The sequence below is a fragment of the Rhizobium sp. P28RR-XV genome (assembly GCF_012641385.1).
Taxonomy (GTDB): domain Bacteria; phylum Pseudomonadota; class Alphaproteobacteria; order Rhizobiales; family Rhizobiaceae; genus Rhizobium.
The window spans coordinates 507,894-529,738 of sequence record NZ_JABAIG010000002.1 but is presented as its reverse complement, the minus strand read 5'-3'; the positions used below and the strand labels follow the sequence as shown (position 1 = coordinate 529,738).

General features: G+C 60.6%; 19 protein-coding genes. 13 read left to right on the top strand and 6 right to left on the bottom strand.

Translation table 11 applies throughout. The annotated features are described in order from the left end of the window. Positions 1-68: 68 nt before the first annotated feature. The 7 genes from HGP12_RS06155 (at position 69) to HGP12_RS06125 (ending at position 8,401) form a co-directional block, all read left to right on the top strand. Complete coding sequence (locus tag HGP12_RS06155; protein ID WP_168838127.1) at positions 69-1,175, top strand: TRAP transporter substrate-binding protein; 1,107 nt, start codon at positions 69-71, stop codon at positions 1,173-1,175. A 230-nt stretch (positions 1,176-1,405) separates the two neighbouring features. Next, positions 1,406-3,709, top strand: coding sequence for a putative bifunctional diguanylate cyclase/phosphodiesterase (locus HGP12_RS06150; protein WP_168838128.1), 2,304 nt, complete (start codon positions 1,406-1,408; stop codon positions 3,707-3,709). Positions 3,710-4,066: 357 nt separating this feature from the next. Continuing rightward, positions 4,067-4,822, top strand: a complete 756-nt coding sequence (locus HGP12_RS06145) for an N-acyl amino acid synthase FeeM domain-containing protein (protein WP_168838129.1) — start codon at positions 4,067-4,069, stop codon at positions 4,820-4,822. Between the two features lie 275 nt (positions 4,823-5,097). Then, positions 5,098-5,322 carry an aa3-type cytochrome c oxidase subunit IV gene (locus HGP12_RS06140; protein WP_149634285.1) on the top strand — a complete coding sequence of 75 codons (225 nt, stop codon included), beginning with the start codon at positions 5,098-5,100 and terminating at the stop codon, positions 5,320-5,322. Between the two features lie 110 nt (positions 5,323-5,432). Next, positions 5,433-6,596 carry a Re/Si-specific NAD(P)(+) transhydrogenase subunit alpha gene (locus HGP12_RS06135; protein WP_168838130.1) on the top strand — a complete coding sequence of 388 codons (1,164 nt, stop codon included), beginning with the start codon at positions 5,433-5,435 and terminating at the stop codon, positions 6,594-6,596. Position 6,597: 1 nt separating this feature from the next. Next, complete coding sequence (locus HGP12_RS06130; RefSeq protein ID WP_168838131.1) at positions 6,598-6,996, top strand: NAD(P) transhydrogenase subunit alpha; 399 nt, start codon at positions 6,598-6,600, stop codon at positions 6,994-6,996. A 10-nt stretch (positions 6,997-7,006) separates the two neighbouring features. After that, a complete protein-coding gene (locus HGP12_RS06125) occupies positions 7,007-8,401 on the top strand; it encodes an NAD(P)(+) transhydrogenase (Re/Si-specific) subunit beta (protein ID WP_168838580.1) in 1,395 nt (464 codons plus the stop codon). A gap of 142 nt (positions 8,402-8,543) precedes the next feature. On the opposite strand, the gene HGP12_RS06120 is transcribed toward HGP12_RS06125, so the two are convergent. From HGP12_RS06120 to rpsU, 4 genes are all read right to left on the bottom strand, one after another. Next, complete coding sequence (locus HGP12_RS06120; RefSeq protein WP_168838132.1) at positions 8,544-10,199, bottom strand: sensor histidine kinase; 1,656 nt, start codon at positions 10,197-10,199, stop codon at positions 8,544-8,546. A gap of 253 nt (positions 10,200-10,452) precedes the next feature. Further along, positions 10,453-11,523 carry an NAD(P)/FAD-dependent oxidoreductase gene (locus tag HGP12_RS06115; RefSeq protein WP_168878687.1) on the bottom strand — a complete coding sequence of 357 codons (1,071 nt, stop codon included), beginning with the start codon at positions 11,521-11,523 and terminating at the stop codon, positions 10,453-10,455. A 116-nt stretch (positions 11,524-11,639) separates the two neighbouring features. Next, complete coding sequence (locus HGP12_RS06110) at positions 11,640-12,515, bottom strand: tetratricopeptide repeat protein (RefSeq protein WP_168838134.1); 876 nt, start codon at positions 12,513-12,515, stop codon at positions 11,640-11,642. Between the two features lie 141 nt (positions 12,516-12,656). Then, on the bottom strand, positions 12,657-12,869 hold the full coding sequence (rpsU, locus tag HGP12_RS06105) for a 30S ribosomal protein S21 (RefSeq protein ID WP_004117638.1): 213 nt from the start codon (positions 12,867-12,869) through the stop codon (positions 12,657-12,659). A 351-nt stretch (positions 12,870-13,220) separates the two neighbouring features. On the opposite strand from rpsU, the gene HGP12_RS06100 reads away from it, so the two are divergent. The 6 genes from HGP12_RS06100 (at position 13,221) to HGP12_RS06075 (ending at position 19,273) form a co-directional block, all read left to right on the top strand. Further along, a complete protein-coding gene (locus HGP12_RS06100) occupies positions 13,221-13,499 on the top strand; it encodes a hypothetical protein (RefSeq protein ID WP_168838135.1) in 279 nt (92 codons plus the stop codon). A 162-nt stretch (positions 13,500-13,661) separates the two neighbouring features. After that, the gene (locus tag HGP12_RS06095) at positions 13,662-14,915 is read left to right on the top strand and encodes a sarcosine oxidase subunit beta family protein (RefSeq protein WP_168838136.1); all 1,254 of its coding nucleotides are present in this window, start codon (positions 13,662-13,664) and stop codon (positions 14,913-14,915) included. Continuing rightward, positions 14,915-15,334 (top strand): hypothetical protein, encoded by a 420-nt coding sequence (locus HGP12_RS06090; RefSeq protein ID WP_246703258.1) that lies wholly within the window; start codon positions 14,915-14,917, stop codon positions 15,332-15,334. Before HGP12_RS06095 ends, HGP12_RS06090 begins: the two co-directional genes overlap by 1 nt. A 15-nt stretch (positions 15,335-15,349) precedes the next feature. After that, positions 15,350-15,715, top strand: coding sequence for a sarcosine oxidase subunit delta (locus HGP12_RS06085; RefSeq protein WP_168838137.1), 366 nt, complete (start codon positions 15,350-15,352; stop codon positions 15,713-15,715). Next, a complete protein-coding gene (locus HGP12_RS06080; RefSeq protein ID WP_168838138.1) occupies positions 15,712-18,708 on the top strand; it encodes a sarcosine oxidase subunit alpha in 2,997 nt (998 codons plus the stop codon). Before HGP12_RS06085 ends, HGP12_RS06080 begins: the two co-directional genes overlap by 4 nt. Further along, positions 18,701-19,273 carry a sarcosine oxidase subunit gamma gene (locus tag HGP12_RS06075; protein ID WP_168838139.1) on the top strand — a complete coding sequence of 191 codons (573 nt, stop codon included), beginning with the start codon at positions 18,701-18,703 and terminating at the stop codon, positions 19,271-19,273. The genes HGP12_RS06080 and HGP12_RS06075 overlap by 8 nt, the downstream gene beginning before the upstream one ends. A gap of 10 nt (positions 19,274-19,283) precedes the next feature. On the opposite strand, the gene HGP12_RS06070 is transcribed toward HGP12_RS06075, so the two are convergent. Then, entirely contained in the window at positions 19,284-19,772 is a 489-nt protein-coding gene (locus tag HGP12_RS06070) for a MaoC family dehydratase (protein WP_168838140.1), read from the bottom strand. A gap of 67 nt (positions 19,773-19,839) precedes the next feature. Beyond that, entirely contained in the window at positions 19,840-21,810 is a 1,971-nt protein-coding gene (gene glgX, locus HGP12_RS06065; protein WP_168838141.1) for a glycogen debranching protein GlgX, read from the bottom strand. Positions 21,811-21,845: the final 35 nt, after the last annotated feature.

The following is a 21,845-nucleotide window of genomic DNA, read 5'->3' as shown; positions in this document are numbered from 1 at the left end:
TTCCATCGCTTGCGCCGTGACGGGGAACGCGCCGTTTCCCAGCAATGCCGTCCGTATGGGAGAATTCGATGGATCGCCGTTCCTTCATCAGGCGGGTAGGGGCCGTTGGCGCAGGCGCTGCAGCCTCCACGCTCGTAAGCCCGGCCCTGGCCCAGGAATATCCGAAGATCACCTGGAAAATGACGTCGTCGTTTCCGAAGAGCCTGGATACGATCTATGGCGGTGCGGAAGACATTGCCGCGCATGTTTCCGATGCGACGAACGGCAATTTCGTCATCCAGACTTACGAAGCCGGCGAAATCGTGCCTGGCGCCCAGGCCGCCGATGCGGTGAGCGCCGGTTCCGTCGATGCGGCGCACACCTGCTCCTACTATTTCTGGAACAAGGACCCGACCTACGCCATCGGCACGGCGCTGCCGTTCGGCCTCAATGCACGGCTGACCAATGCCTGGTTCTACCAGGGCAACGGCAACAAGCTGATGAACGAGTTCTACGCCACACAGGGCATATTGGGCCTGCCAGCGGGCAATACCGGCGCGCAGATGGGCGGCTGGTTTCGTAAGGAAATCAATACGCTCGACGATCTCAAGGGCTTGAAGATGCGCATTGCCGGCCTGGCCGGCAAGGTGATCGAAAAGATCGGCGTGGTGCCGCAGCAGGATATCGCTGTCAACGGGGTCTACGACGCGCTGAGCAAGGGCGTAATCGATGCGGCCGAATGGGTTGGCCCTTATGACGACCTGAAGCTAGGGCTGCAGCAGATCGCCAAATACTACTACTATCCCGGATGGTGGGAAGGCGGTGCCGTGGTGCATGCATTCTTCAATCTGGAGAAATGGAACGCCTTGCCGAAAAATTACCAGGCGATCCTTACGGATGCCTGTGCCTTCGCCAATACCAATATGCTGGCGAAATACGATGTCAAGAACCCGCAGGCGCTGAAGGATATCGTGCAGCAGGGGGTGACGCTGCGTCCGTTCAGCCAGGAGATCATGGAGGCCTGCTTCCAGGCAGCCGGCGCGCTCTATGCGGATCTCTCCAAATCCAATGATTATTTCAAGCGCATCTACGAGGATCAGGTTTCCTATAAAAAGGATGCGTATCTTTGGATGCAGCTTTCGGAGTATACTTTCGATACTTTTATGATGATCCAGCAGCGGGCGGGCAAGTTGTGATCGTATTCCATAAGTCTTTAGTGATGTCTTGTTTTATTTATTAGTGACTTAAATATTATATTCGAGGTAGAGTGAGCCGGGAGTAATTGCACCAATACGATGCGGAGCGCAGCCTAACTTCGATGTAAGTTACCGGCATGATTGATAAATCTGTTTAGATGGGTGCCATTGGGCAATCAAATTTTAAAACGTTTCCACTTAGGGTGTCCGCCGCATCAGGGGAAGTCTGAATGAAGCCTCCAAGCCCGGACACCGTGCCGACGGATGTTTATCTGTCGTTCGTCAGTTCGCTTTTCGGAAACCGTAAAACGCTGTTTACGGGCGTGTTCGTTCATATCCTCACTTATGTCATCGTTTACCTAAGCACGCGCGCAAATATCTATCTCACGCTTTGCCTGGCCTTCGGTGCCGTGTTTGCCTTGCGGATGTATTCGTTCCGGCAATTCGACGCGGCGGACAAGCATAGTTTCACGCGGGCCGATATCGCCAAATGGGAAACGCGCTATGTGATCGGCGCCGCCGCAACGGCAGCCATCCTTGGCATCGGCAGCGGCTATGCCATCCTGATCGTGCAGGATCCGCTGGCGGAATTCATCTGCATCGCCGTGACGATGGCGTCGATGGTGTCGATCGTCGGCCGCAACTACGGTTCCCAGAAGGCGATCGACCTGCAGACGCTGGCCTGCTGTCTGCCGATCATCATCGCCTGCCTGATGTCGCAGCAGCTCTACAAGGCGATCGTCTCCATCATGCTTGTCCCCTTCGGGCTGACGACGCGGGCGATGGCGAACGGCGTGCGCGAATTTCTCTACAAGAACGTCATCGCCTCGCGCGAGATATCCCTGATCGCCGACCGGTTCGATACCGCGCTCAACAACATGACGCACGGGCTCTTCATGCTGGACGCCCAGAACCGTATCCTCGTCGTCAACCGCAAGGCTTGCGAACTCCTGAATTTCGCGCATCCGGAGCAGCTCAAGGACTGCGAATTCGACGTCGTTCTGCGTTATGGCGCGCGCCACGCCTTCATCGACGGATCCTTGCCGGGGCTCATCCACCGGCAAATGGCGCAGCTCGTCAGCGGTACGCTTTCCCGCACGCTTATTCAGTTCAACGAGGATCTGTTTCTGGAATTCTCGGCCAGCCGTCGCGCCGACGGCATCGTCATTCTGATCTTCGAAGACGTCACCGTGCGCATCCGGGCGGAGCGCAAGATCCTGCATATGGTCCGCTATGATCCTCTAACGGGGCTGCCGAACCGCGAATATTTCATCGAGCTGGTCAAGGAAAAGCTTGCGGCGCGCATGCGGGACGGCCGGATCGGAATCCTGGTTCTCGATGTCGACGACTTCAAACATGTCAACGATACGAAGGGACATCTGGCCGGCGACCGGCTTCTGGTTGCCATAGCCGAGCGCCTGAAGGAGCTCGCGGGCACGGCGGCGCTTGCGGCACGGCTGGTGGGCGATCAATTCGTCCTGTTCTTTCCAAACGAGGACAACGCTCCGGAGATCGATGGCCACATTCGTGCGCTGCACGCGGCGATGACAGGCCTTTACAATGTCGACGGCAACAGCTTCCGCATTTCTTTCAGCGGCGGATATGTGACCATGCCGAGCCGGGAGTTCCGCTCGGAGGAATGGCAGGTCAAGGTCGATCTGGCTTTGTTCGACGCCAAGTCGCGCCTGAAGGGCGGATGCAGCGCCTTCGAAGAGGAGATGGATGCGCGCTACGTCGAGCGCCAGAAGCTGAAGGAAGACCTGCGCGAAGCCATCGAGGCGGGCAGGCTTCAGGCCGTCTATCAGCCGATGTTTACGCCGGACGGTTCCCGCATCGTTTGCTGCGAGGCGCTGGCGCGCTGGGTTCATCCGGAAAAGGGCTCGATCCCGCCCAACATCTTCGTGCAGATTGCCGAGGAAATGGGTATCGTTGCCGGCATCACCCGCTTCATGGTCAACCAGGCCTGCCGGGATTGCGTTTCCTGGCCGGCGCCGCTCGCGGTCTCGGTCAACCTGTCGGCGCAGGATCTGCGCAACGACGATATTGTCACTATCGTCATGGAGGCGCTCGATGCGTCAGGATTGGCGCCGTCGCGGCTGCATCTCGAGGTGACGGAAAGCTGCCTGATGGATGAGGTGGCAACCGTTCGCTCCATCCTTGCCGATCTGCGTGCCAAAGGCATCACGATCGCGATCGATGATTTCGGAACGGGCTTTTCCAGCCTCAGCTACCTCGATTCCCTGCCGGTGGATGTCGTCAAGATCGACCGGTCCTTCGTCCGCGACATCACGACGGACAGCCGCCGTTTCAAGCTGTTGTGCGGCATCGTCGATCTTTCCCGCGCGCTCAGCCTCCACATCGTGATCGAGGGCGTCGAGACGCTGGAACAGCTGGCGCTCGTTGTCGAGAAGAACCTGGCCGATATCATCCAGGGTTATGTATTCTCCGCGCCCGTGACACGGGAACAGGTGGTTGAGATGGTGGATAGCCTCAATCACAGGCTGCCCGGTCTGCGCGAGGGTCATATCGCTTGATGCGAGAAGCGGCCGCATATCATTGCGCTGACGCTAAAATAATCAGGAAACGGACGATCGTATCGCGCCACCATAGTGATCCGGCCCAATCGATCATTTCATTCCAGGCTGCACGCCGGAACTGTAAGTCGAAGTTTCGCGTTCGTTGTGTTCGTGTGAGATCGGGCGGATAGAGCTGCTTATTTCCCACGCCAAACAACGAAAAACTTGGTTGCCTCGCGCCGCTGAACCTATACCGGTATTCGTTAAAAAAATTAACCTTAATGGAACGAATAGTTAATAAAAATTAAATCAAATATTGATCAAGCCATGAGTTAATACCAATAATGTTCCGTTAACCATCATGGAACATTAATCATGACTCATATGAGTGCTTGGAAAGACAGCTTTGCCGGCAAGCTGATGGAGGTGCTCGATCACGTGGAATACCGCCGGATCGAAAGCAGCGAAGACATGGAGGGTGTCGCGCGGCTACGCTACAAGGCCTACAAGGCGCGCGACGTCTTGCCTGTGGCCGCCAAGAACTTGATCGACGACATCGACTTCGACGATCATGCCTATATTTTCGGGGTCTATTATGACGAGGAGCTGGTGAGCACGGTGCGGATACACCATGTCACGCCGGATCATCGCGTATGTCAGTCGACCGGTATTTTCCCCGAGGAAATTCACGCTTTTCTCGATGCCGGCATGACGTTGATCGACCCCGCACGCTTTGCCGTCGATCCCGATTTCGAAATGGAACTGCCTGCTCTGCCCTATCTGACGTTGCGGCCCGCGATCGTCGGCGCCGTCTATTTCAACACGGATCGTGTGATACAGCACATCCGCCCGGCGCATGCGGCCTTCTACAAGCGCGTCTTCTACGCCGATACGATCGTGCCGCCGCGGATGACCAAGACCTACGGTTTCGAGCTGACGCTGCTGGCCTCGCGCTCGAGGGAAATTCGGGGCAAGCTGATGCAACGATATCCGTTCTTCGATTCAGAGCCCTATGAAAGGCGTATGATGTTTTCCCGCAACGAGGATAACGGTTCGCCTCCTTTGACCATCCTGCCGACCGCGCGGCTGGCAATTGGCGGTCGCCGCGAAATTAGCGGGCAATTCGGCTAGCGCCGGCTGATTTTAGGTTGAATGAACCTAAAATCTGAACTCGCGCCAGCATCAAACAGGCGGAGCATGATGCCGTCCGAAACGGCTTTTCGGCATCATGCCTTGGACTGCGCGCCTGTGCGACCTTCTCGTGCATTGCATTTTTCCTCGCTTTGTGTAACCCCTCGATAGAGGAAATTCGGCTATGGCATCTGCGATGCCGCAGCCTTTGAGGATTAGCTCCAGCCGCCGGCCTGCAGGGCCGGTCGGGGAGAGAATTGAGGGGAGACTTCTGAATGGCCGAACATCATACCGGACCCGTCGAGACTGGCGCCGCCATGGACTACAAGGAACATCAGAAAACCTATAACGGGTTCCTGTTTGTGGCCAGGCTGGGATCGGCGATCGTCGCTGCTTTGCTGATTGCGATGGCGGCGGGTTTTTTCGGTCATGCCGGCTTGCTGGGCGGCTTCATCATTTTCGTCGTCCTCTCGTTCCTTGGCTTCCTATTGTCACGTTGACCGACGCGGGGCCGTCCGGCCCCAGCCTTTGCTGAAAATTATGACCTGATTTCGCAGGTGTTTGCCCAGCTGTATCCAGCAGGGCCGCCGTTTGATGTGGGGTGGTGCTGTTGAGCAATTTGGTTTTCGTGGCCAAGGAAAGCGTGACGGAAGAGACGCGTGTTGCCGCCTCCGTGGAGACGGTGAAGAAGATGAGGGGGCTCGGCTTCGATGTCGTGATCGAAGCCGGTGCGGGGGCTTCATCGCGTATTCCAGACGCGGAATACGAAGCCGCCGGCACGCGGATCGGCTCCATTAGGGATGCGAAGGCGGCGGATGTCATCCTCAAAGTCAGGCGCCCGACGACCAAGGAAATCGCCGGCTACAAGAGCGGCGCGATCGTTATTGCCATCATGGATCCCTATGGCAACGAGGCCGCACTTGCCGAGATGGCGCGAGCGGGGCTTACGAGCTTCGCCATGGAGTTGATGCCGCGCATCACCAGGGCACAGTCGATGGACGTGCTGTCGTCGCAAGCCAATCTCGCCGGTTATCAAGCCGTCATCGAGGCCGCGGCCGTCTACGATCGGGCGCTTCCGATGATGATGACGGCGGCGGGCACGGTGCCGGCGGCAAAGGTGTTCGTCATGGGTGCCGGCGTTGCCGGCCTGCAGGCGATCGCCACGGCGCGGCGTTTGGGCGCGCTGGTATCGGCGACCGACGTGCGACCGGCGGCGAAGGAACAGGTGGCCTCGCTCGGTGCGAAATTCATCGCCGTCGAGGACGAAGAGTTCAAGGCGACGGAGACCGCCGGCGGCTATGCCAAGGAAATGTCCAGGGAATATCAGGTCAAACAGGCCGTTCTCGTCGCCGATCATATCGCCAAGCAGGATATCATCATCACGACGGCGCTGATCCCCGGCCGGCCGGCGCCGCGGCTGGTCAGCCGCGACATGCTGAAGGCCATGCGCCCGGGTGCCGTTGCCGTTGACCTCGCGGTCGAGCGCGGCGGCAATATCGAGGGTGCCGAATACGGCAAGGTCGCGGAAGTCGAAGGCGTTCGCGTGATCGGCTATCCGAACATGGCCGGCCGGATCGCGGCCAGCGCCTCAGCCCTCTACGCCAAGAACCTCGTCACCTTCCTGGAAACGATGGTCGACAAGGATAGCAAGAGCCTCGGCCTCAACCGCGTCGACGAACTGATCAAGGCGACGATGCTGACCGATGACGGCGAAGTCGTGCACCCGAGTTTCGTCGATCCAGACCAGCCGACGGTCAGCAAGGGAGATCTCTGATATGGCCAGCCAAGCAATGGACCAGGCACTCCAGCAACTGAACGATGCCGTTGCCGCCGTCACGGCTGCCGCCGCACAGGCACCGGAGACCGTCAGCGCCGCAGCGGGCGGAGCGATCGATCCCTTCGTCTTCCAGCTTGCCATCTTCGTGCTGGCGATCTTCGTCGGCTATTACGTCGTCTGGTCGGTAACGCCGGCCCTGCACACGCCGCTGATGGCGGTGACGAACGCCATCTCTTCGGTCATCGTCGTCGGCGCGTTGTTGGCCGTCGGCATCTCGGCGAGCGGTCTCGCGACGGGCTTCGGCTTCGTGGCGCTGGTGCTGGTCTCGGTCAATATCGTCGGCGGTTTCCTTGTCACCCAGCGCATGCTGGCGATGTACAAGAAGAAGGACAAGTGAGAGCGGCATGCTGAGCAATATGGCGGCTTTCCTCTATCTCGTCTCCGGCGTGCTGTTCATCCTGGCATTGCGCGGCCTGTCGCATCCGGCGACCAGCCGGCGCGGCAATCTCTACGGCATGGTCGGCATGGGCATTGCCATCGTCACGACGCTTGTGCTGGCGACGCCGTCCTTCGGCGGCTTCGTGCTGATTATTCTCGGCCTTGCCATCGGCGGTGGGGCAGGCGCCTATATCGCCCGCGTCATTCCGATGACGTCGATGCCGCAGCTGGTGGCCGGTTTCCACTCGCTGGTCGGCCTGGCGGCCGTCCTCGTGGCCGCTTCAGCGCTCTATACGCCATCCTCATTCGGCATTGGCGAAATCGGCCATATCCACACGGAAGCCCGCATCGAAATGGCGATCGGCGTCGCTATCGGCGCCTTGACCTTCACCGGCTCGATCATCGCCTTCCTGAAGCTTGACGGGCGCATGTCCGGCAAGCCGATCCTGCTGCCGAACCGCCACATCATCAATACAGCCCTGCTTGTCCTGATCGTGTTCTTCATCATCAGCCTGGCGGCAAGCGAGAGCCATTTCGCCTTTTGGGCCGTCGTCCTGCTGTCGCTGGCACTCGGCGTGCTGCTGATCGTGCCGATCGGCGGCGCCGACATGCCGGTCGTCGTGTCGATGCTGAATTCCTATTCCGGCTGGGCAGCAGCCGGCATCGGCTTCACACTCGGCAATCTCGCGCTCATCGTCACCGGCGCGCTTGTCGGATCCTCGGGCGCGATCCTGTCCTACATCATGTGCAAGGGCATGAACCGCTCCTTCATCTCGGTCATTCTCGGCGGCTTCGGCGGCGAGACGGCATCGGGCGGGGCCGATAATTCCGACAAGACCGTGAAGCTCGGTTCGGCCGAGGATGCCGCCTATCTGATGGCGAACGCCTCCAAGGTCATCATCGTTCCGGGTTACGGCATGGCAGTCGCCCAGGCGCAGCACGCGCTGCGCGAAATGGCCGACAGGCTGAAGGCGCATGGCGTCGAGGTGAAATATGCCATCCATCCGGTTGCCGGCCGCATGCCCGGCCATATGAACGTGCTGCTGGCGGAGGCCACCGTCCCCTATGACGAGGTCTTCGAGCTCGAGGATATCAATTCGGAATTCGCCCAGGCCGATGTCGCCTATGTCATCGGTGCGAACGACGTCACCAATCCGGCTGCGCGCGACGACAAGACCTCACCGATCTACGGCATGCCGATCCTCGACGTCGACAAGGCCAAGACCTGCCTTTTCGTCAAGCGTTCGCTCGGCTCCGGCTATGCCGGCATCGACAACACGCTGTTCTACAAGGACGGCACGATGATGCTGCTTGGCGACGCCAAGAAAGTGACCGACGAGATCGTCAAGGCGATGAACGAGTAGGTTTTGGAAAACGGTATGTGAAAGATTCTTCGAATCACGCAGCGTTCCATCTTCTTTCACGTGCCCCAGACAGAAGGCCGTTGCGCGCTTTTCGTGAGATGTCCCAAGCGCAAGAAGCGAAACCGGAAGATCGCGATGTGCTTCAGCTCCGCTCGCGCTCCATCGTGCTGCGCAGGGCAGTCAATTTCCAGACGAGGCCGGTTAAGCGGAAATCGACCTCGACACTGCCGCCGAAGGATGCCGCGGCATGCGTTTTCGTCACGGTGGTGCCGAAGCCGGTTTCTTTTGGCGGCTTGACCGGGGGGCCATCGCTTTCCGTCCACACGAAGTGGATCATCGGCCCGCTTTCGCCGGCCTCCGTCGTCCATTCGATGGTGATCCTGCCTTCGGGAGCCGAAAGCGCGCCATATTTCACGGAATTGGTCGCGAGCTCATGTAGAACCAGGCCGAGATTCTGCACCGCTTCCGGCTTCAGCAGGAAATCGTTGCCGAGGACATCGAGCTGCTGCGGTCCCTGCAGGAAGGTCGCAAGGTGGATGTCGATCACGCGGCGCAGCGAAACGCCGGACCATTGTTCGCTGGTCAGGACTTCGATCGAACGTGCCAACCCTTCCAGCCGATCGGCGACGGCGCGCTGGAAGCTGTCGACGCTGTCCGTCTGCCGCGCAAGCTGCCGGGTCATCGCCTGGGCGAGCGCCAGCAGATTCTTGGTGCGGTGGACGAGTTCGTGCATGACGAAATGCAGCCGGTCTTCCGTCACGCTGCGGTCGAAGGATGCGTTGGAAAGCGCCACGGCCACCTGGTTCGCCTCGATAACACTGGTATCGATCGGCGAGACAATCTCGCCCCGCCCCATGCGATCGGCCATGTCGGCAATGCTTTGAATGGTGATGCGCACCTGCCGCGCCAGGGCATAGACGGCAATCAGCGCGATCAGCAGCAGCGTCACGCCGCCATAGATCAGAAAGCGCCAGGTGCTCATCAGTGATTCCTGCGCCGACGCGATCGGCCCCCAGACGACGGCCTTCCAGGACCAGCCTGAGATTTGCGCATAGCCGAGCACCGCGTTCGGCAGGATCTTTTCGTCCTGATAAACGCCGCTGGATGTGATCAGCTTCGGCAGGATGTCCTTTTTGAACGCGTCGCCTGGCGCGAGGGTCGTGGGGCCGCCGGCTGCAACGACATGGCCGGATTTGTCCAAAACGGCGGCCGACCAGCCGGGCGGTAAGGCCTCCGTGGTCACGAGCTTGGCGAGTTCGTCCGCATCCTGGGTTACCGCCAAGGCAGCACCGGCGGGGGAATGCTCGAGCGGCAGGGTGACGTTATAGACCCAGCGGCGGGCATTCGTACCGATGAAGACATCGGACGCCTCGATTCGCCCGGAGGTCAGCGCTGATTGCAGCGCGGCCATGTTGCCGGTCTTGCCGAGCGGCTTGCCGAGCGGCCAGCGGGTGTTCAACCTTAGCTGGCCATCCTTTTCCATGAGCAGGACAAAGAGGGAATCAGTGCGCAGGACCGTTTCCGTCCGTGCGAAGAAAGTGGCGATATCGTTGCGCTCGAGTTCAGGCGACGAGGAGAGCAGCCGCAACGTCGTCGCCATATCCTGCAGCTGGCGGTCGATGACGCGCGCCAAAGCCTGGGCGTCCTGAACCGTATCGCCTTTCAGCGCATCGCGTTCATTGTTTTCCAGCTGGACGAGAAGGAGAGCGACGAAGGCCAGAATAGGCAAGGCAATCGCCAAGGCTATGGCGATCAGATAGGCCCCAATCGACGCTTTCGGGAAATGCGGTTTCCTCATGGGGCGATCAACCGATCGTGCCTCCATGACGATCCAAAGCGCTGGCAAACGCGAATAGAATGGTTTTGGTCATCATGCCAAGCGCCCCGTGCCCAGTCTCGAGCTACATGCTCTCGAAGTCTCCATGTTAGGGCTGGGGAAATTGCCTTGCAACATCTGAAAAGTCATTGTTTCGAAATCATAAGCGATCTCGGGTATTTACGACTATGGTAATGCATCCCCTGAGTTGCGCCGCACCGGCTTTTTGCTAGGGTCAGGCAAAGCGTGAAAGGCGGAAGGGGACAAGCTGATCATCGTCTTTGCCATCGACGATCGCCTCGGCGGCAAGCAGGCCGACCAGCGGCGCCAGCGTGACGCCCGAATGCAACACCGCGAGATAGAGGCCCGGCGCGCCATCGACGCCGCCCAGAATGGGCAGGCCATCCTTCGGCGTTGGACGATAGCCGACGGTGTGGAAATCGAGCTCTAGCGCCTCGGCTCCTTTCAAGGTTGCCTTGACCTTGGCGAAAAGTTCGCGGGCGGCCGCTTGCGGATTATCGCCAGGATCGGTGCCGCCGAAGTCGCCGCCGGCGATGATTCGTCCTTCCGCCGTCTGGCGCAGATGCAATTCCGGCATCATCACCAGACCGTTCAGCAGCTTTTGGGCAGGGCGGGAATGAACGATGAGTCCCGGTGGCGTTTCCAGTGGCACGTGGATATCGGCCGATGCCGCAAGTGCTGCCGTGCCTGCGCCGGCGGCAAGAACGATATGATCGGCACGCATTGCCCCTTCGCTCGTTTCGACGCCGATGACCCGCTCGCCTTCCTTCAGCAGGCGTCTGGCTTCGACGCCGGACAGCAGGATCGCGCCATGGCGCGCGGCTTCTTTCAGCAGCAGTTCGGCTGCGGCAACGGGCTCGACGGCGCCTTCCTCGGCGACGTGCAGCGCATAGTCCGGCGGATTGGCGAGGTTCGGCTCGATCATCGCGCTGGTGGCTCGATTGACCGGCTGTATGCCATAGCCCCAACCGTGATGCTGGGCCGCATAAGCATCCAGTTCCGCCTCCGGGAGATCCCAGCGCAGGCCGCCGCGCCAGGATAGCGGCAGGCCGGGAAGCTCGGCCGCAAGCCTCGACCATTCGCGCATCGAGCGGTGGCGGAAATGGAAGTAGAATTCCGTATTGCCCCAGCTCGCATTGATCCAGGCGAAGGAATTCGGTGTCGCCACTCCGCCGGTCTGCTCCGCGGCCACGGTGACGGCCGCACCCTTGCGCTGGAGATGCCAGGCGATGGAAGCGCCGATGATGCCGGCGCCGATGACGATGATTTTCTGCGGGGAGGGCATGTCGCTGTCTCGTTCGGATAGGAATGCTTCGAGACTAAGCGTTCAGTGCTGCAAAGAAAAGCCGCCGGGCGAAGGAGCGCCGGCGGCCGGATGTCTTATCGCGGTGGGATGTCGTATCAGGCGCCGGCGCCGACACGCGCCAGGCCGTCCCTGGCCGGCTGGTAGTTCGAATCGAGGTTGACCGCATGCTGATAGGAGCGGCGTGCTTTCACCTTGTCGCCGCGGCGCTCATAGACGAAGGCCTGGTTCGCCCAGGATTCGGCAACCTTGTTATTGAGATCGATGGCATGGTTGAAATCGGCGAAAGCGTTGTCGTCGTCGTTCTGCGCGAGATAGGAGATACCGCGGCTGTTGTATGGCTCCGGCGAGTTCGGCGACAGCGAGATCGCCTTCGAGAAGTCGTCGATCGCCTTGTCCTGCTGATTGCGCTTCTGATAGATCACGCCGCGGCCATTATAAGCGCGTCCATCAGTCGTGCCGAGGCTGATCGCCTTGGAATAGTCATTGAAGGCCTCGTTGTCGCGGCCGGCCTGGCGGTAGAGATTGCCTCGGCCGATATAGGCGACATCGTAGTTCGAGTTGATCTGCAGCGCGGCACTATAATCTGCAATCGCTTCCGGCAGCTTGCCCATGTTGCGGTAGATGAGCGCGCGGTTGGCGTATGCCTGGTAGAACTTCGGATTGAGCTGGATCGCCTGGTTGAAATCGGCAAGCGCGCGGCTGAAATCGCCGCCGCGGCCATAGGCCGTGCCGCGAACATTGTAGCCTTCCGGATCCTGCGGATTGGAATTGATGACCGAAGTCAGCGAAGCGATATTTTCCGAGGAGCCTTGCGCCTTGTCGATCTGGATCACGTTATCGGTGGAGGCGGTCTGGCAGCCGGAAAGGCTGATCGCGGCGAGCATCGCCAAAGCAGGCAGCACCGCAACGCGCTTCGAAACGGGTAAGGAAAGGTTCGAAGTGCGGAACTTTACGAAAGTCGTCATTGCCATTATCGGGTTCGCTTTCCCCATGCGTCATATCAGGCTATTCTGATTTAATCCGATTTGCTCGGAGAAGAAATCAAAAAAAAGGCGGCGGCGAACGACTCGCCCCCGCCACACATGCATCTGAAAACGTCGAAAAAACGGCGATTACTTGGCAACAAGGCCTTCGCGCTGAGCGCGCTTGCGAGCAAGCTTGCGAACGCGACGAACAGCTTCGGCCTTTTCGCGAGCACGCTTCTGCGACGGCTTTTCATAATAGTCGCGCATCTTCATTTCGCGGAAAATACCTTCGCGCTGCATCTTCTTCTTGAGAGCGCGGAGAGCCTGGTCAACATTGTTATCGCGGACAAGTACCTGCACGAGAATCACGTTCCTTTGGTTTGGTTGATGCCAGCGGCGACGGCAGCGCCAGGAGGCAAAAATATAACGTTCGCGAAGCCGCAGCCTTGCGATTGGTTAGGCGAGATAACAGATCGGTTTGTCAAAGTCTAGCCAGATCGTGAGTTTGCAGAGGAAAAAGCGGTTTGTCGAGTACCGAATTCAGCCGGCAATGCCTGCGGCGCTTCATCGAAGCTGTTTGAATACGGGGCTGGCGGCCCCGGTGCATTTGCGACATTGACATGTTCTATGAGTATTTCGGATCACACTCATTCGTACGCCGCGGCAATTGCACCATTCGCGCAATTGTCCGAGGCAAAAAGGAATCGTCTTATGAAGTCACTCGACTTGGTTGCCGTTGGAAGGTTGCTCGCAGCGCCCATGCTTGCCCTCGTTGTTCTCGCCGCAGCGCTTGCGCCTGCCGCGGCAGGCGAAGTGCGGCTCGGAAAGAACGTCCGCATCGGCGGTCACGACTTTTCCAATCAGACCTTCGACAGCAAGCATCGCGCGAAGATCTATCTTTACAATGGGAAGCCGCGCAAAGAGGGATGTGTCTGGCGTAAGGACGGTCACGGCGGGCGAATGAAAGTCTGCCATCTGCAGCGCAAATAGAGCTGCTAAAAGGTCATAAGCAGCTCATCCGGGAGCGCGGCAATTTTAACCGTGTCGAAAGACGGTCCTGAATGCGTCGCAAAAGAGCCGTTGTGTCGGTTTTTGATTTGCGATTTGTATGACCCATAAAAAGGGCGTCTTGCCTGAAGGAGTTGAGGGCGAATGCGTAAATACTCGGTTTTTGCCGTGGCAAGGGAAGCGATGCGGGCTCACAAGGGCTGGGAGGCTCAATGGACCTCGCCGGAGCCGCGCAAGGAGTATGACGTCATCATCGTCGGCGCCGGCGGTCATGGCCTGGGCGCCGCCTACTATCTCGCCAAGGAGCACGGCATCACCAATGTCGCGGTGATCGAGAAGGGCTGGCTCGGCGGCGGCAATACCGGCCGCAACACGACCATCATCCGCTCGAACTATCTCTATGAAGAGAGCATGCACATCTACGAGCATTCGATGAAGCTCTGGGAGGGGCTGTCACAGGATCTCAATTACAATGTCATGTATTCGCCGCGCGGCGTGATGATGCTGTCGCACAATGTGCACGACCAGCAGTCCTTCAAGCGGCATATTCATGCCAATCGCCTCTATGGCATCGATAATGAATGGCTGACGCCGGAGCAGGCCAAGGCTTACTGTCCGCCGCTCGATATTTCGAAGATGGCGCGTTATCCGATCAATGGCGCCGCCCTGCAGCGTCGCGGCGGCACGGCGCGCCACGATGCGGTTGCCTGGGGCTTTGCCCGCGCTGCTTCCGATCGCGGCGTGCATATCATCCAGAATTGCGAAGTGACCGGCATTCGCCGTGGGCCGGATGGCCGCGTGACCGGCGTCGACACCTCCAAGGGCTTCATCGGCGCCAAGAAGGTCGGCGTTTCCGCGGCCGGTCACACCACTGTCGTCATGCAGATGGCGGGCGTGCGCGTGCCGCTGCAATCGAGCCCGCTGCAGGCGCTCGTCTCCGAGCCGCTGAAGCCGATCTTCCCCTGCGTCGTCATGTCGAACACGGTGCACGCCTATATCTCGCAGTCCGACAAGGGCGAGCTCGTGATCGGCGCGGGCACGGACCAGTATAATTCCTACAGCCAGACCGGCGGGTTGCAGATCATCACCCATACGCTGGATGCGATCTGCGAGCTCTTCCCGATGTTCCGTCGCGTGAAGATGATGCGCTCCTGGGGCGGTATCGTCGACAATACGCCGGATCGTTCGGCGATCCAGTCGAAGACGCCAGTGCCAGGGCTCTACGTCAACTGCGGCTGGGGTACGGGCGGTTTCAAGGCGACGCCGGGTTCGGCCAATCTCTTTGCCCATCTCATCGCCCGCGATGAGCCGCACAAGTTCAATGCCGGTCTGACGCTGGATCGCTTCCGCACCGGCCGCCTGATCGACGAGGCGGCAGCGGCCGCCGTGGCGCACTGATGCCGGCGGCGGTCGGGATCGTTCTTGCGGCGGGGCTTTCCTTGCTGGCCGGAACGATCGCGGCCGAAGCCAGCGATCTTATTCCGGGGGCCGAGGATTTTCGCATGCAGGTGATCCACAAGGCGAAGGATGAGGCCGAATGGCCCTTCGTGGCCGAAAGCGGGGTGCTTGCCTGCGCCAAGGTGCTGAACAAGCCCGCCGTTTATTTCGTGCCGGAGCAGAAACCCGAGGCGACGCGCGCTTTCGTGCTCGATACGGATCTGCTGGGCATGAGCCTGGTCAATATGGGGATGACGGACGTGCTGAAACCCTATGGATCGCTAGAGGCGCTTTTGAAGCGCATAACACCTTTCGTCACCATGGGACGGCGGCTTTGCGCCCAGCCTCCCGGCACAAGCCTTACGGGCTCCGAGCTTTAACACAGGTAGAAACCGATGCTGCTGATTTACTGCCCCTATTGCGAGGAAGAGCGTTCGGAACTCGAATTCCGCAACGCCGGCGACGCCCATATCGTACGGCCGGCCAATATCGCCGGAATTTCGAACGAGGAGTTCGAGGAATATTTCTTCCTGCGCGACAATCCGAAGGGCCTGATATTCGAGCGCTGGCGGCATATCCATGGCTGCGGCCGCTTCTTCAACGCGGCGCGCGACACGGTGAGCGATCATTTCTACCGTACCTACAAGGCCGGCGAGCCAAAGCCGGATCCCGCGACGCTCCTGCCAGGCGCGTCCGAGCCGGCTGCGCAGCATAAAAACGAACAAGAACAGACGGCACAAACAGAGGGATTTGTTGAATGAGCGGCGCCAATCGTATCGCGGGCAAGGGACGTCTGACGCCGGCCAGAACCGCTCGCTTCACTTTTGACGGCAAGAGCTACACTGCGCTCGAAGGCGATACCGTCGCCTCGGCGCTGCTTGCCAACGGCGTCCATCTCGTCGGCCGGTCCTTCAAGTATCACCGCCCGCGCGGCATTCTTTCCGCCGGAGCCGAGGAGCCGAACGCGCTGCTCGATATTTCCCGCGATGCGGCGCGGCGGCAGCCGAACGTGCGCGCCAGCGTGCAGGAAGTCTTCGACGGCATGAAGGCGCAGTCGCAGAACCGCTGGCCGTCGCTCGCCTTCGATGTCGGCGGCGTCAACAATTTGATGTCGCCGTTCTTTGCCGCCGGCTTCTACTACAAGACCTTCATGTGGCCGAAGTCGGCCTGGAAGCATCTCTACGAGCCCTTCATCCGCCGCGCCGCCGGCCTCGGCGTTGCGCCGACGGAAGAAGATCCGGATCATTATGCCAGCCGCTATGCGCATTGCGACGTGCTTGTCGTCGGTGCCGGCGCTGCCGGTCTTTCCGCGGCGCTGGCCGCCGCCGAAACCGGCGCTAAAGTTATCCTCTGCGACGAGCAGCCGGAAGCCGGCGGTGCGCTGCGCTTCGACACCGGCATCAAGATCGACGGCGTCGAGGGCTATGACTGGGCGCAGGCTATCGTCGCCAAGCTCCAGGTGATGCCGAACGTCCAGGTGCTGACCCGCACGACGGCCTTCGGCTACTACAATCACAATTTCTTCGGGCTTGCCGAACGGGTGACCGATCATCTGGCGCGACCGGGCCGCGACCTGCCGCGCGAGCGCCTGTGGCAGGTCCGCGCCAAGCGGGCCATCCTGGCGACTGGCGCCATCGAACGTCACATGGTGTTTCCGAACAACGACCGTCCGGGCATTATGCTCGCCTCGGCGGCGCGCGCCTATCTCAACCACTATGGCGTCGCCGTTGGTGCGAAAATCGGCGTCTACACTGCGCACGATTCGGCCTATGAAGCCGCCTTCGACCTCAAGCGCGCCGGCGTTTCCGTTGCCGCCATCGTCGACAGCCGCGCGCGGCCGGGCGAGGCGGTTCTGGCTGAGGCGAAGCGGCTGGGCATAGAAGTGATGACGGATTACGCCGTCGTCGACACCGCCGGCAAGCTTCGCGTCTCCTCCATGACCGTCGCGCGCAACGGCAGCTCCGCCAAGCGCAAGATCGCGATCGACGCCCTGCTGGTTTCCGCCGGCTGGACGCCCTCCGTTCATCTCTTCTCGCAGTCGCGCGGCAAGCTGAAATTCGATACCGAGAAGCAGCGCTTCCTGCCGGGCACCTATGTTCAGGATTGTCTCTCGGTTGGCGCCTGCAACGGTACGGATGGTCTGCAGGCCGCGATCGAGGAATCGTTGGCCGCCGGCGAGCTGATGGCGCGCGCTACCGGCGCCACCAATGGCGGCGAAAAGATCCAGCTTCATGCCGAGCAGGCCTTCGAATGGACCGGCGGCATGATCGGTGCCGCCGAAGGTGCCGGGCCGGACACGAATGCCAAGGCTTTCGTCGATTTCCAGCATGATGTCTGCGCCAAGGATATCCGCCTTGCCGTGCGCGAGGGCATGCACTCCATCGAGCACATCAAGCGCTTCACCACCAACGGGATGGCGTCCGACCAGGGCAAGCTTTCCAACATGCACGGGCTGGCGATCGCCGCCGAAATGCTCGGCAAGGATATTCCGCAGGTCGGTCTTACCACCTTCCGCGCGCCCTATACGCCTGTCACCTACGGCACGCTGATCAGCCATTCGCGTGGACCTCTTTTTGATCCCGCCCGCAAGACGCCGATGCATGCCTGGGAAGAGGCACATGGCGCCATCTTCGAAGATGTCGGCAACTGGAAGCGTGCCTGGTTCTATCCGCGCGCCGGCGAGACCATGCACCAGGCCGTCAATCGCGAATGCCGTACGGCGCGTGACGTGGCCGGCGTGTTCGATGCCTCGACGCTCGGCAAGATCGAAGTGGTCGGGCCGGATGCGGCGGAATTCCTGAATCTCCTCTACACCAATGCCTGGGATACGCTGAAGCCCGGCCGCTGCCGCTACGGCATCATGACGCGCGAAGACGGCTTCGTCTATGACGACGGTGTCGTCGGGCGCTTGGCCGAAGATCGTTTCCATGTGACGACGACAACAGGCGGTGCGCCGCGCGTGCTGCATCACATGGAAGACTATCTGCAGACAGAGTTCCCGCATCTGAAGGTGTGGCTGACGTCGACGACGGAGCAATGGGCCGTCATTGCCGTGCAGGGTCCGAAGGCGCGCGAGATCATCGAGCCGCTCGTCGAGGGGCAGGATCTGTCCAACGAGGCCTTCCCACATATGAGTGTGGCCGAGTGCAAAGTCTGCGGCGTGCCGGCGCGGCTGTTCCGCGTCTCCTTCACCGGTGAGGCCGGCTACGAAATCAACGTGCCAGCCGATTATGGTCAGTCCGTTCTGGAAGCCGTCTGGGCGCGCGCCGAGCCGCTGGGTGCCTGCGCTTACGGCACCGAGACCATGCACGTGCTGCGCGCCGAGAAGGGCTACATCATCGTCGGGCAGGATACCGACGGGACTGTTACGCCAGACGATGCCGGGCTCTCCTGGGCGGTTTCCAAGAAGAAGACCGATTTCGTCGGTATTCGCGGCCTGAAGCGGCCGGATATCATGAAGGAAGGGCGCAAGCAGCTTGTCGGTCTTACCACCCGCGATCCGAAAGTGGTGCTGGAGGAAGGCGCGCAGATCGTCGCCGACCCCAACGAACAGAAGCCGATGACCATGCTCGGCCATGTCACCTCTTCCTACTGGTCCGAAAATCTCGGCCGCTCCATCGCCTTCGCGCTGGTTGCCGGCGGACGCGAACGCATGGGCAAGACGCTCTACGTGCCGATGCCGGACAAGACGATTGCCGTCGAGGTGGCGGATCTGGTGTTCTTTGACAAGGAAGGAGGCCGGATCAATGGTTGATCTCGCAACCCGTAAACTGCCGCTCGCCGGTCGCCATGGTGGCTCTTCTATCGTTCGACTGACGCCCGCCGCTCCCGCAAGCCGTATTTCGCTGCGCGCGCCGGCCGACTCGATCGGCGGTCTTTCGCAGGCGCTCGGCCTGCAGCTGCCGACCCGGCCGAAGACCTCGACCAGCGCCAATGGGCGTCATGCCCTGTGGCTTGGCCCGGACGAATGGCTCGTCATCGATGAGAACGGCGCAGAACTCGTCGGTCTGGCCGCATCGTCCGGAGCGTTGCATTCGGCGACCGATGTCTCGCATCGCAATACCGCTGTGATTGTGTCAGGTTCCGGGGCGGAAGCAACGCTTGCCGCCGGCTGCTCGCAGGACCTTTCGCTGAACGCATTCCCTGCCGGCGCCTGCTCGCGCACGCTTTATGGCAAGGCTGAGGTGGTGGTCTTGCGCCTCGATGAAGAGACATTCCGCGTTGAAGTCTGGCGCTCCTTCTCCGACTATGTCTTTGGTCTTTTGGCCGAGGGCGCGGAGGATGCGGAAAATACCTTCTCCCCGGCGGGAAGAAGGTAGAAAAGAGACTTTAACCCTCTTCCGGCCGATCCTTCGGATCGAACTGCGATATGGTCGTCCATGTCGCGGTGAGCGCCGGTTTGCGCTCATTTTCGATCTCGACCGTCACGTCATAAGTCAGCATCAGCATGCTGGCGCCGCGCAGGCGGGTTTCGGCGAGCACGAAACGGCCACGCACCCGCGCGCCGCACTTGACTGGTGACATAAAGCGGATCTTTTCGAAGCCGTAGTTGATGCCCATCGTCTGCTCGCGGATCTTTGGCAGACCGCTGTAGTTCATCGCCGAGAGCAGCGAGAGCGTCAGGAAGCCGTGGGCGATAGTGCCGCCATAGGGCGTTTCCGCCTTGGCGCGCTCTGAATCGACATGGATGAATTGGTGATCGAGCGTCGCATCGGCAAAGGTGTCGATCATCGTCTGCTCGACGATGATCCAGTCAGAAACGCCGATCTCCGTTCCCGCCAGTTTCATGATCTCGACAAGCGAAATTTCGCCGGGCATTCCATCCTCGTCAGTCTGTGTCGTCAGAATCCTTTCTGGCGAATCGAGACCGAAAGTGCAACCGCGATCATTTTTCGACAAGGAAGGCGACGGAACGGGCGGGAATAGTGAGCTGCTCACCGGCTGCCGTTTCGCCTGCCGTCGTCAGCAGCGACCAACCACCATTTTCCGAGGCAGGCAATGTGGCATGGAGCTCCTCGGTTGCGCGGTTGAACAACATGGCAAGCCGCGCCGACCGGCCGGTGGCGCGATCCTGCGTGCGGAGCGCCATGCCGAGCACGCTTGCGCTTGGCGCTTCCCAATCCGGCGCCGCCATCGGTGTTCCCGCGCCTGAGAACCAGAGCACGTCGCCATCGCCATGGAAGAAGTCCATATCGCCGAAGGCAGCGAAGCGGCGGCGTAGGCCGGCGAGCCATGCCGTATGGCCGATCAACTCCTCGTCCAGTGTCTTCCAGTCCATCCAGGTGATGGCATTATCCTGGCAATAGGCGTTGTTATTGCCCTGCTGGCTGCGTCCGGCTTCGTCGCCCGATGTCAGCATGATCGTGCCGCGCGTGGCAAAGAGCGTCGACAGCATGGCTTCGATATCGGCGCGGCGCTTGCGCTGGATCGATTGGTCGTCCGTCTTGCCTTCGATGCCATTGTTCCACGAGAAGTTCTCGTTGTGGCCGTCGCGATTGTTCTCGCCATTGGCCTCATTGTGCTTGTTCTCGTAGGAAACGAGATCCATCAGTGTGAAGCCGTCATGGGCGGCGAGGAAATTGACGCTGCGCGTCTGCGTGCGTCCGTCACGGCCGAAGATAGAGGAGGAGCCGGCAAGCACGGTCGCGAGATCGCCGATGCCCGCATCGCCTCGCCAGAAGCGGCGTAAATCATCGCGGGCGCGGTCGTTCCATTCAAGAAAAGGCGCGGGAAAATTCCCCAGCTGGTAGCCGCCGGCGCCGATGTCCCAGGGCTCGGCGATCATGATCCGATCCTGCAGCACCTCATCCGCCAGCATGGTGCGCAGCGTCATGCTGTCCGGATCGAAGCCCTTGCCGTTGCGGCCGAGCACGGTGGCGAGATCGAAACGGAAACCGTCGATGCCGGCATTCCGGACGAAATGGCGCAGGCTGTCGATGATGAGCCTGCGTGTTGCCGGCTGGTCGCAGGCAATGGTGTTGCCCGTGCCGGTATCGTTGACCAGCGTGCCGGGTTGGTCGGGCAGATGGCGGAAATAGCTTGAATTGTCGAGGCCTCGCAATGACAAGGTAGGTCCCTGTCGGTCGCTTTCGCCCGTATGGTTGAAGACGAGATCGAGGATGACGGCGATCCCTTCGGCGTGAAGGGTGGCGACCGTCTCGCGCAACTCCCTCATGCCGCCGGGCACGAGGCGCGGATCGAGCGCCATGAAGGCGACCGGGTTGTAGCCCCAACCATTGGTAAGGCCGAGCGGCGGCAGATGCCGTTCGTCGATCCATGCGGTGATCGGCATCAGCTCGACGGCGTCGATCTGCAGGCGCTTGAGATGCGCGATGACGGAGGGGTGGGCGAGGGCGCCAAGCGTGCCGCGTATCTCAGCCGGCACATCCGGATGCAACATCGTGAAGGGCTTTACGGCGATCTCGTAGATCAGGCCGCCGGGCTGAAACAAGGGCTTGGCCGGCTTGACGGCGACATCGCGCGAGACGATCGCCTTCGGCATGAGATCCTGCGTATCGGCACCGAAGACCCCGAGGCGCGGATCATAGCGAAACGGCCGGTCGATCTCCTTGGCGTAGGGATCGACCAAGAGCTTGGACGGGTCGAACCAGAGGCCGCGATCGGGATCATAGGAGCCATGGGCGCGCAGGCCGTAGCGCGCGCCTTCCCTTGCATCCTTGACGAAAAGACGATGTTCGTCGCCGTCGCGGGTGAGCGGCAGGCGCGCAATTTCCTTGTGGCCCTCGGCATCGAACAGGCAGAGCTCGATGCGCTCGGCATGTTTGGATGCGACGATAAATTCGCCGCCAGAATCGGTAAGGGTTGCTCCAAGGCAGCGGGTTGTCGGTTCTGACATGTCTTGCGGGCTTTCCGGATCGCTGGAGATTGTTC

What these genes read in the sequence shown, in the direction of transcription:
- glgX (WP_168838141.1), bottom strand. Translation starts at nt 21,810, where the DNA reads ATGTCAGAACCGACAACCCGCTGCCTTGGAGCAACCCTTACCGATTCT.
- HGP12_RS06070 (WP_168838140.1), bottom strand. Translation starts at nt 19,772, where the DNA reads ATGCCCGGCGAAATTTCGCTTGTCGAGATCATGAAACTGGCGGGAACG.
- HGP12_RS06155 (WP_168838127.1), top strand. Translation starts at nt 69, where the DNA reads ATGGATCGCCGTTCCTTCATCAGGCGGGTAGGGGCCGTTGGCGCAGGC.
- HGP12_RS06080 (WP_168838138.1), top strand. Translation starts at nt 15,712, where the DNA reads ATGAGCGGCGCCAATCGTATCGCGGGCAAGGGACGTCTGACGCCGGCC.
- HGP12_RS06110 (WP_168838134.1), bottom strand. Translation starts at nt 12,515, where the DNA reads ATGGCAATGACGACTTTCGTAAAGTTCCGCACTTCGAACCTTTCCTTA.
- HGP12_RS06090 (WP_246703258.1), top strand. Translation starts at nt 14,915, where the DNA reads ATGCCGGCGGCGGTCGGGATCGTTCTTGCGGCGGGGCTTTCCTTGCTG.
- HGP12_RS06075 (WP_168838139.1), top strand. Translation starts at nt 18,701, where the DNA reads ATGGTTGATCTCGCAACCCGTAAACTGCCGCTCGCCGGTCGCCATGGT.
- HGP12_RS06100 (WP_168838135.1), top strand. Translation starts at nt 13,221, where the DNA reads ATGAAGTCACTCGACTTGGTTGCCGTTGGAAGGTTGCTCGCAGCGCCC.
- HGP12_RS06085 (WP_168838137.1), top strand. Translation starts at nt 15,350, where the DNA reads ATGCTGCTGATTTACTGCCCCTATTGCGAGGAAGAGCGTTCGGAACTC.
- HGP12_RS06150 (WP_168838128.1), top strand. Translation starts at nt 1,406, where the DNA reads ATGAAGCCTCCAAGCCCGGACACCGTGCCGACGGATGTTTATCTGTCG.
- HGP12_RS06115 (WP_168878687.1), bottom strand. Translation starts at nt 11,523, where the DNA reads ATGCCCTCCCCGCAGAAAATCATCGTCATCGGCGCCGGCATCATCGGC.
- HGP12_RS06120 (WP_168838132.1), bottom strand. Translation starts at nt 10,199, where the DNA reads ATGAGGAAACCGCATTTCCCGAAAGCGTCGATTGGGGCCTATCTGATC.
- HGP12_RS06140 (WP_149634285.1), top strand. Translation starts at nt 5,098, where the DNA reads ATGGCCGAACATCATACCGGACCCGTCGAGACTGGCGCCGCCATGGAC.
- HGP12_RS06145 (WP_168838129.1), top strand. Translation starts at nt 4,067, where the DNA reads ATGACTCATATGAGTGCTTGGAAAGACAGCTTTGCCGGCAAGCTGATG.
- HGP12_RS06130 (WP_168838131.1), top strand. Translation starts at nt 6,598, where the DNA reads ATGGCCAGCCAAGCAATGGACCAGGCACTCCAGCAACTGAACGATGCC.
- HGP12_RS06095 (WP_168838136.1), top strand. Translation starts at nt 13,662, where the DNA reads ATGCGTAAATACTCGGTTTTTGCCGTGGCAAGGGAAGCGATGCGGGCT.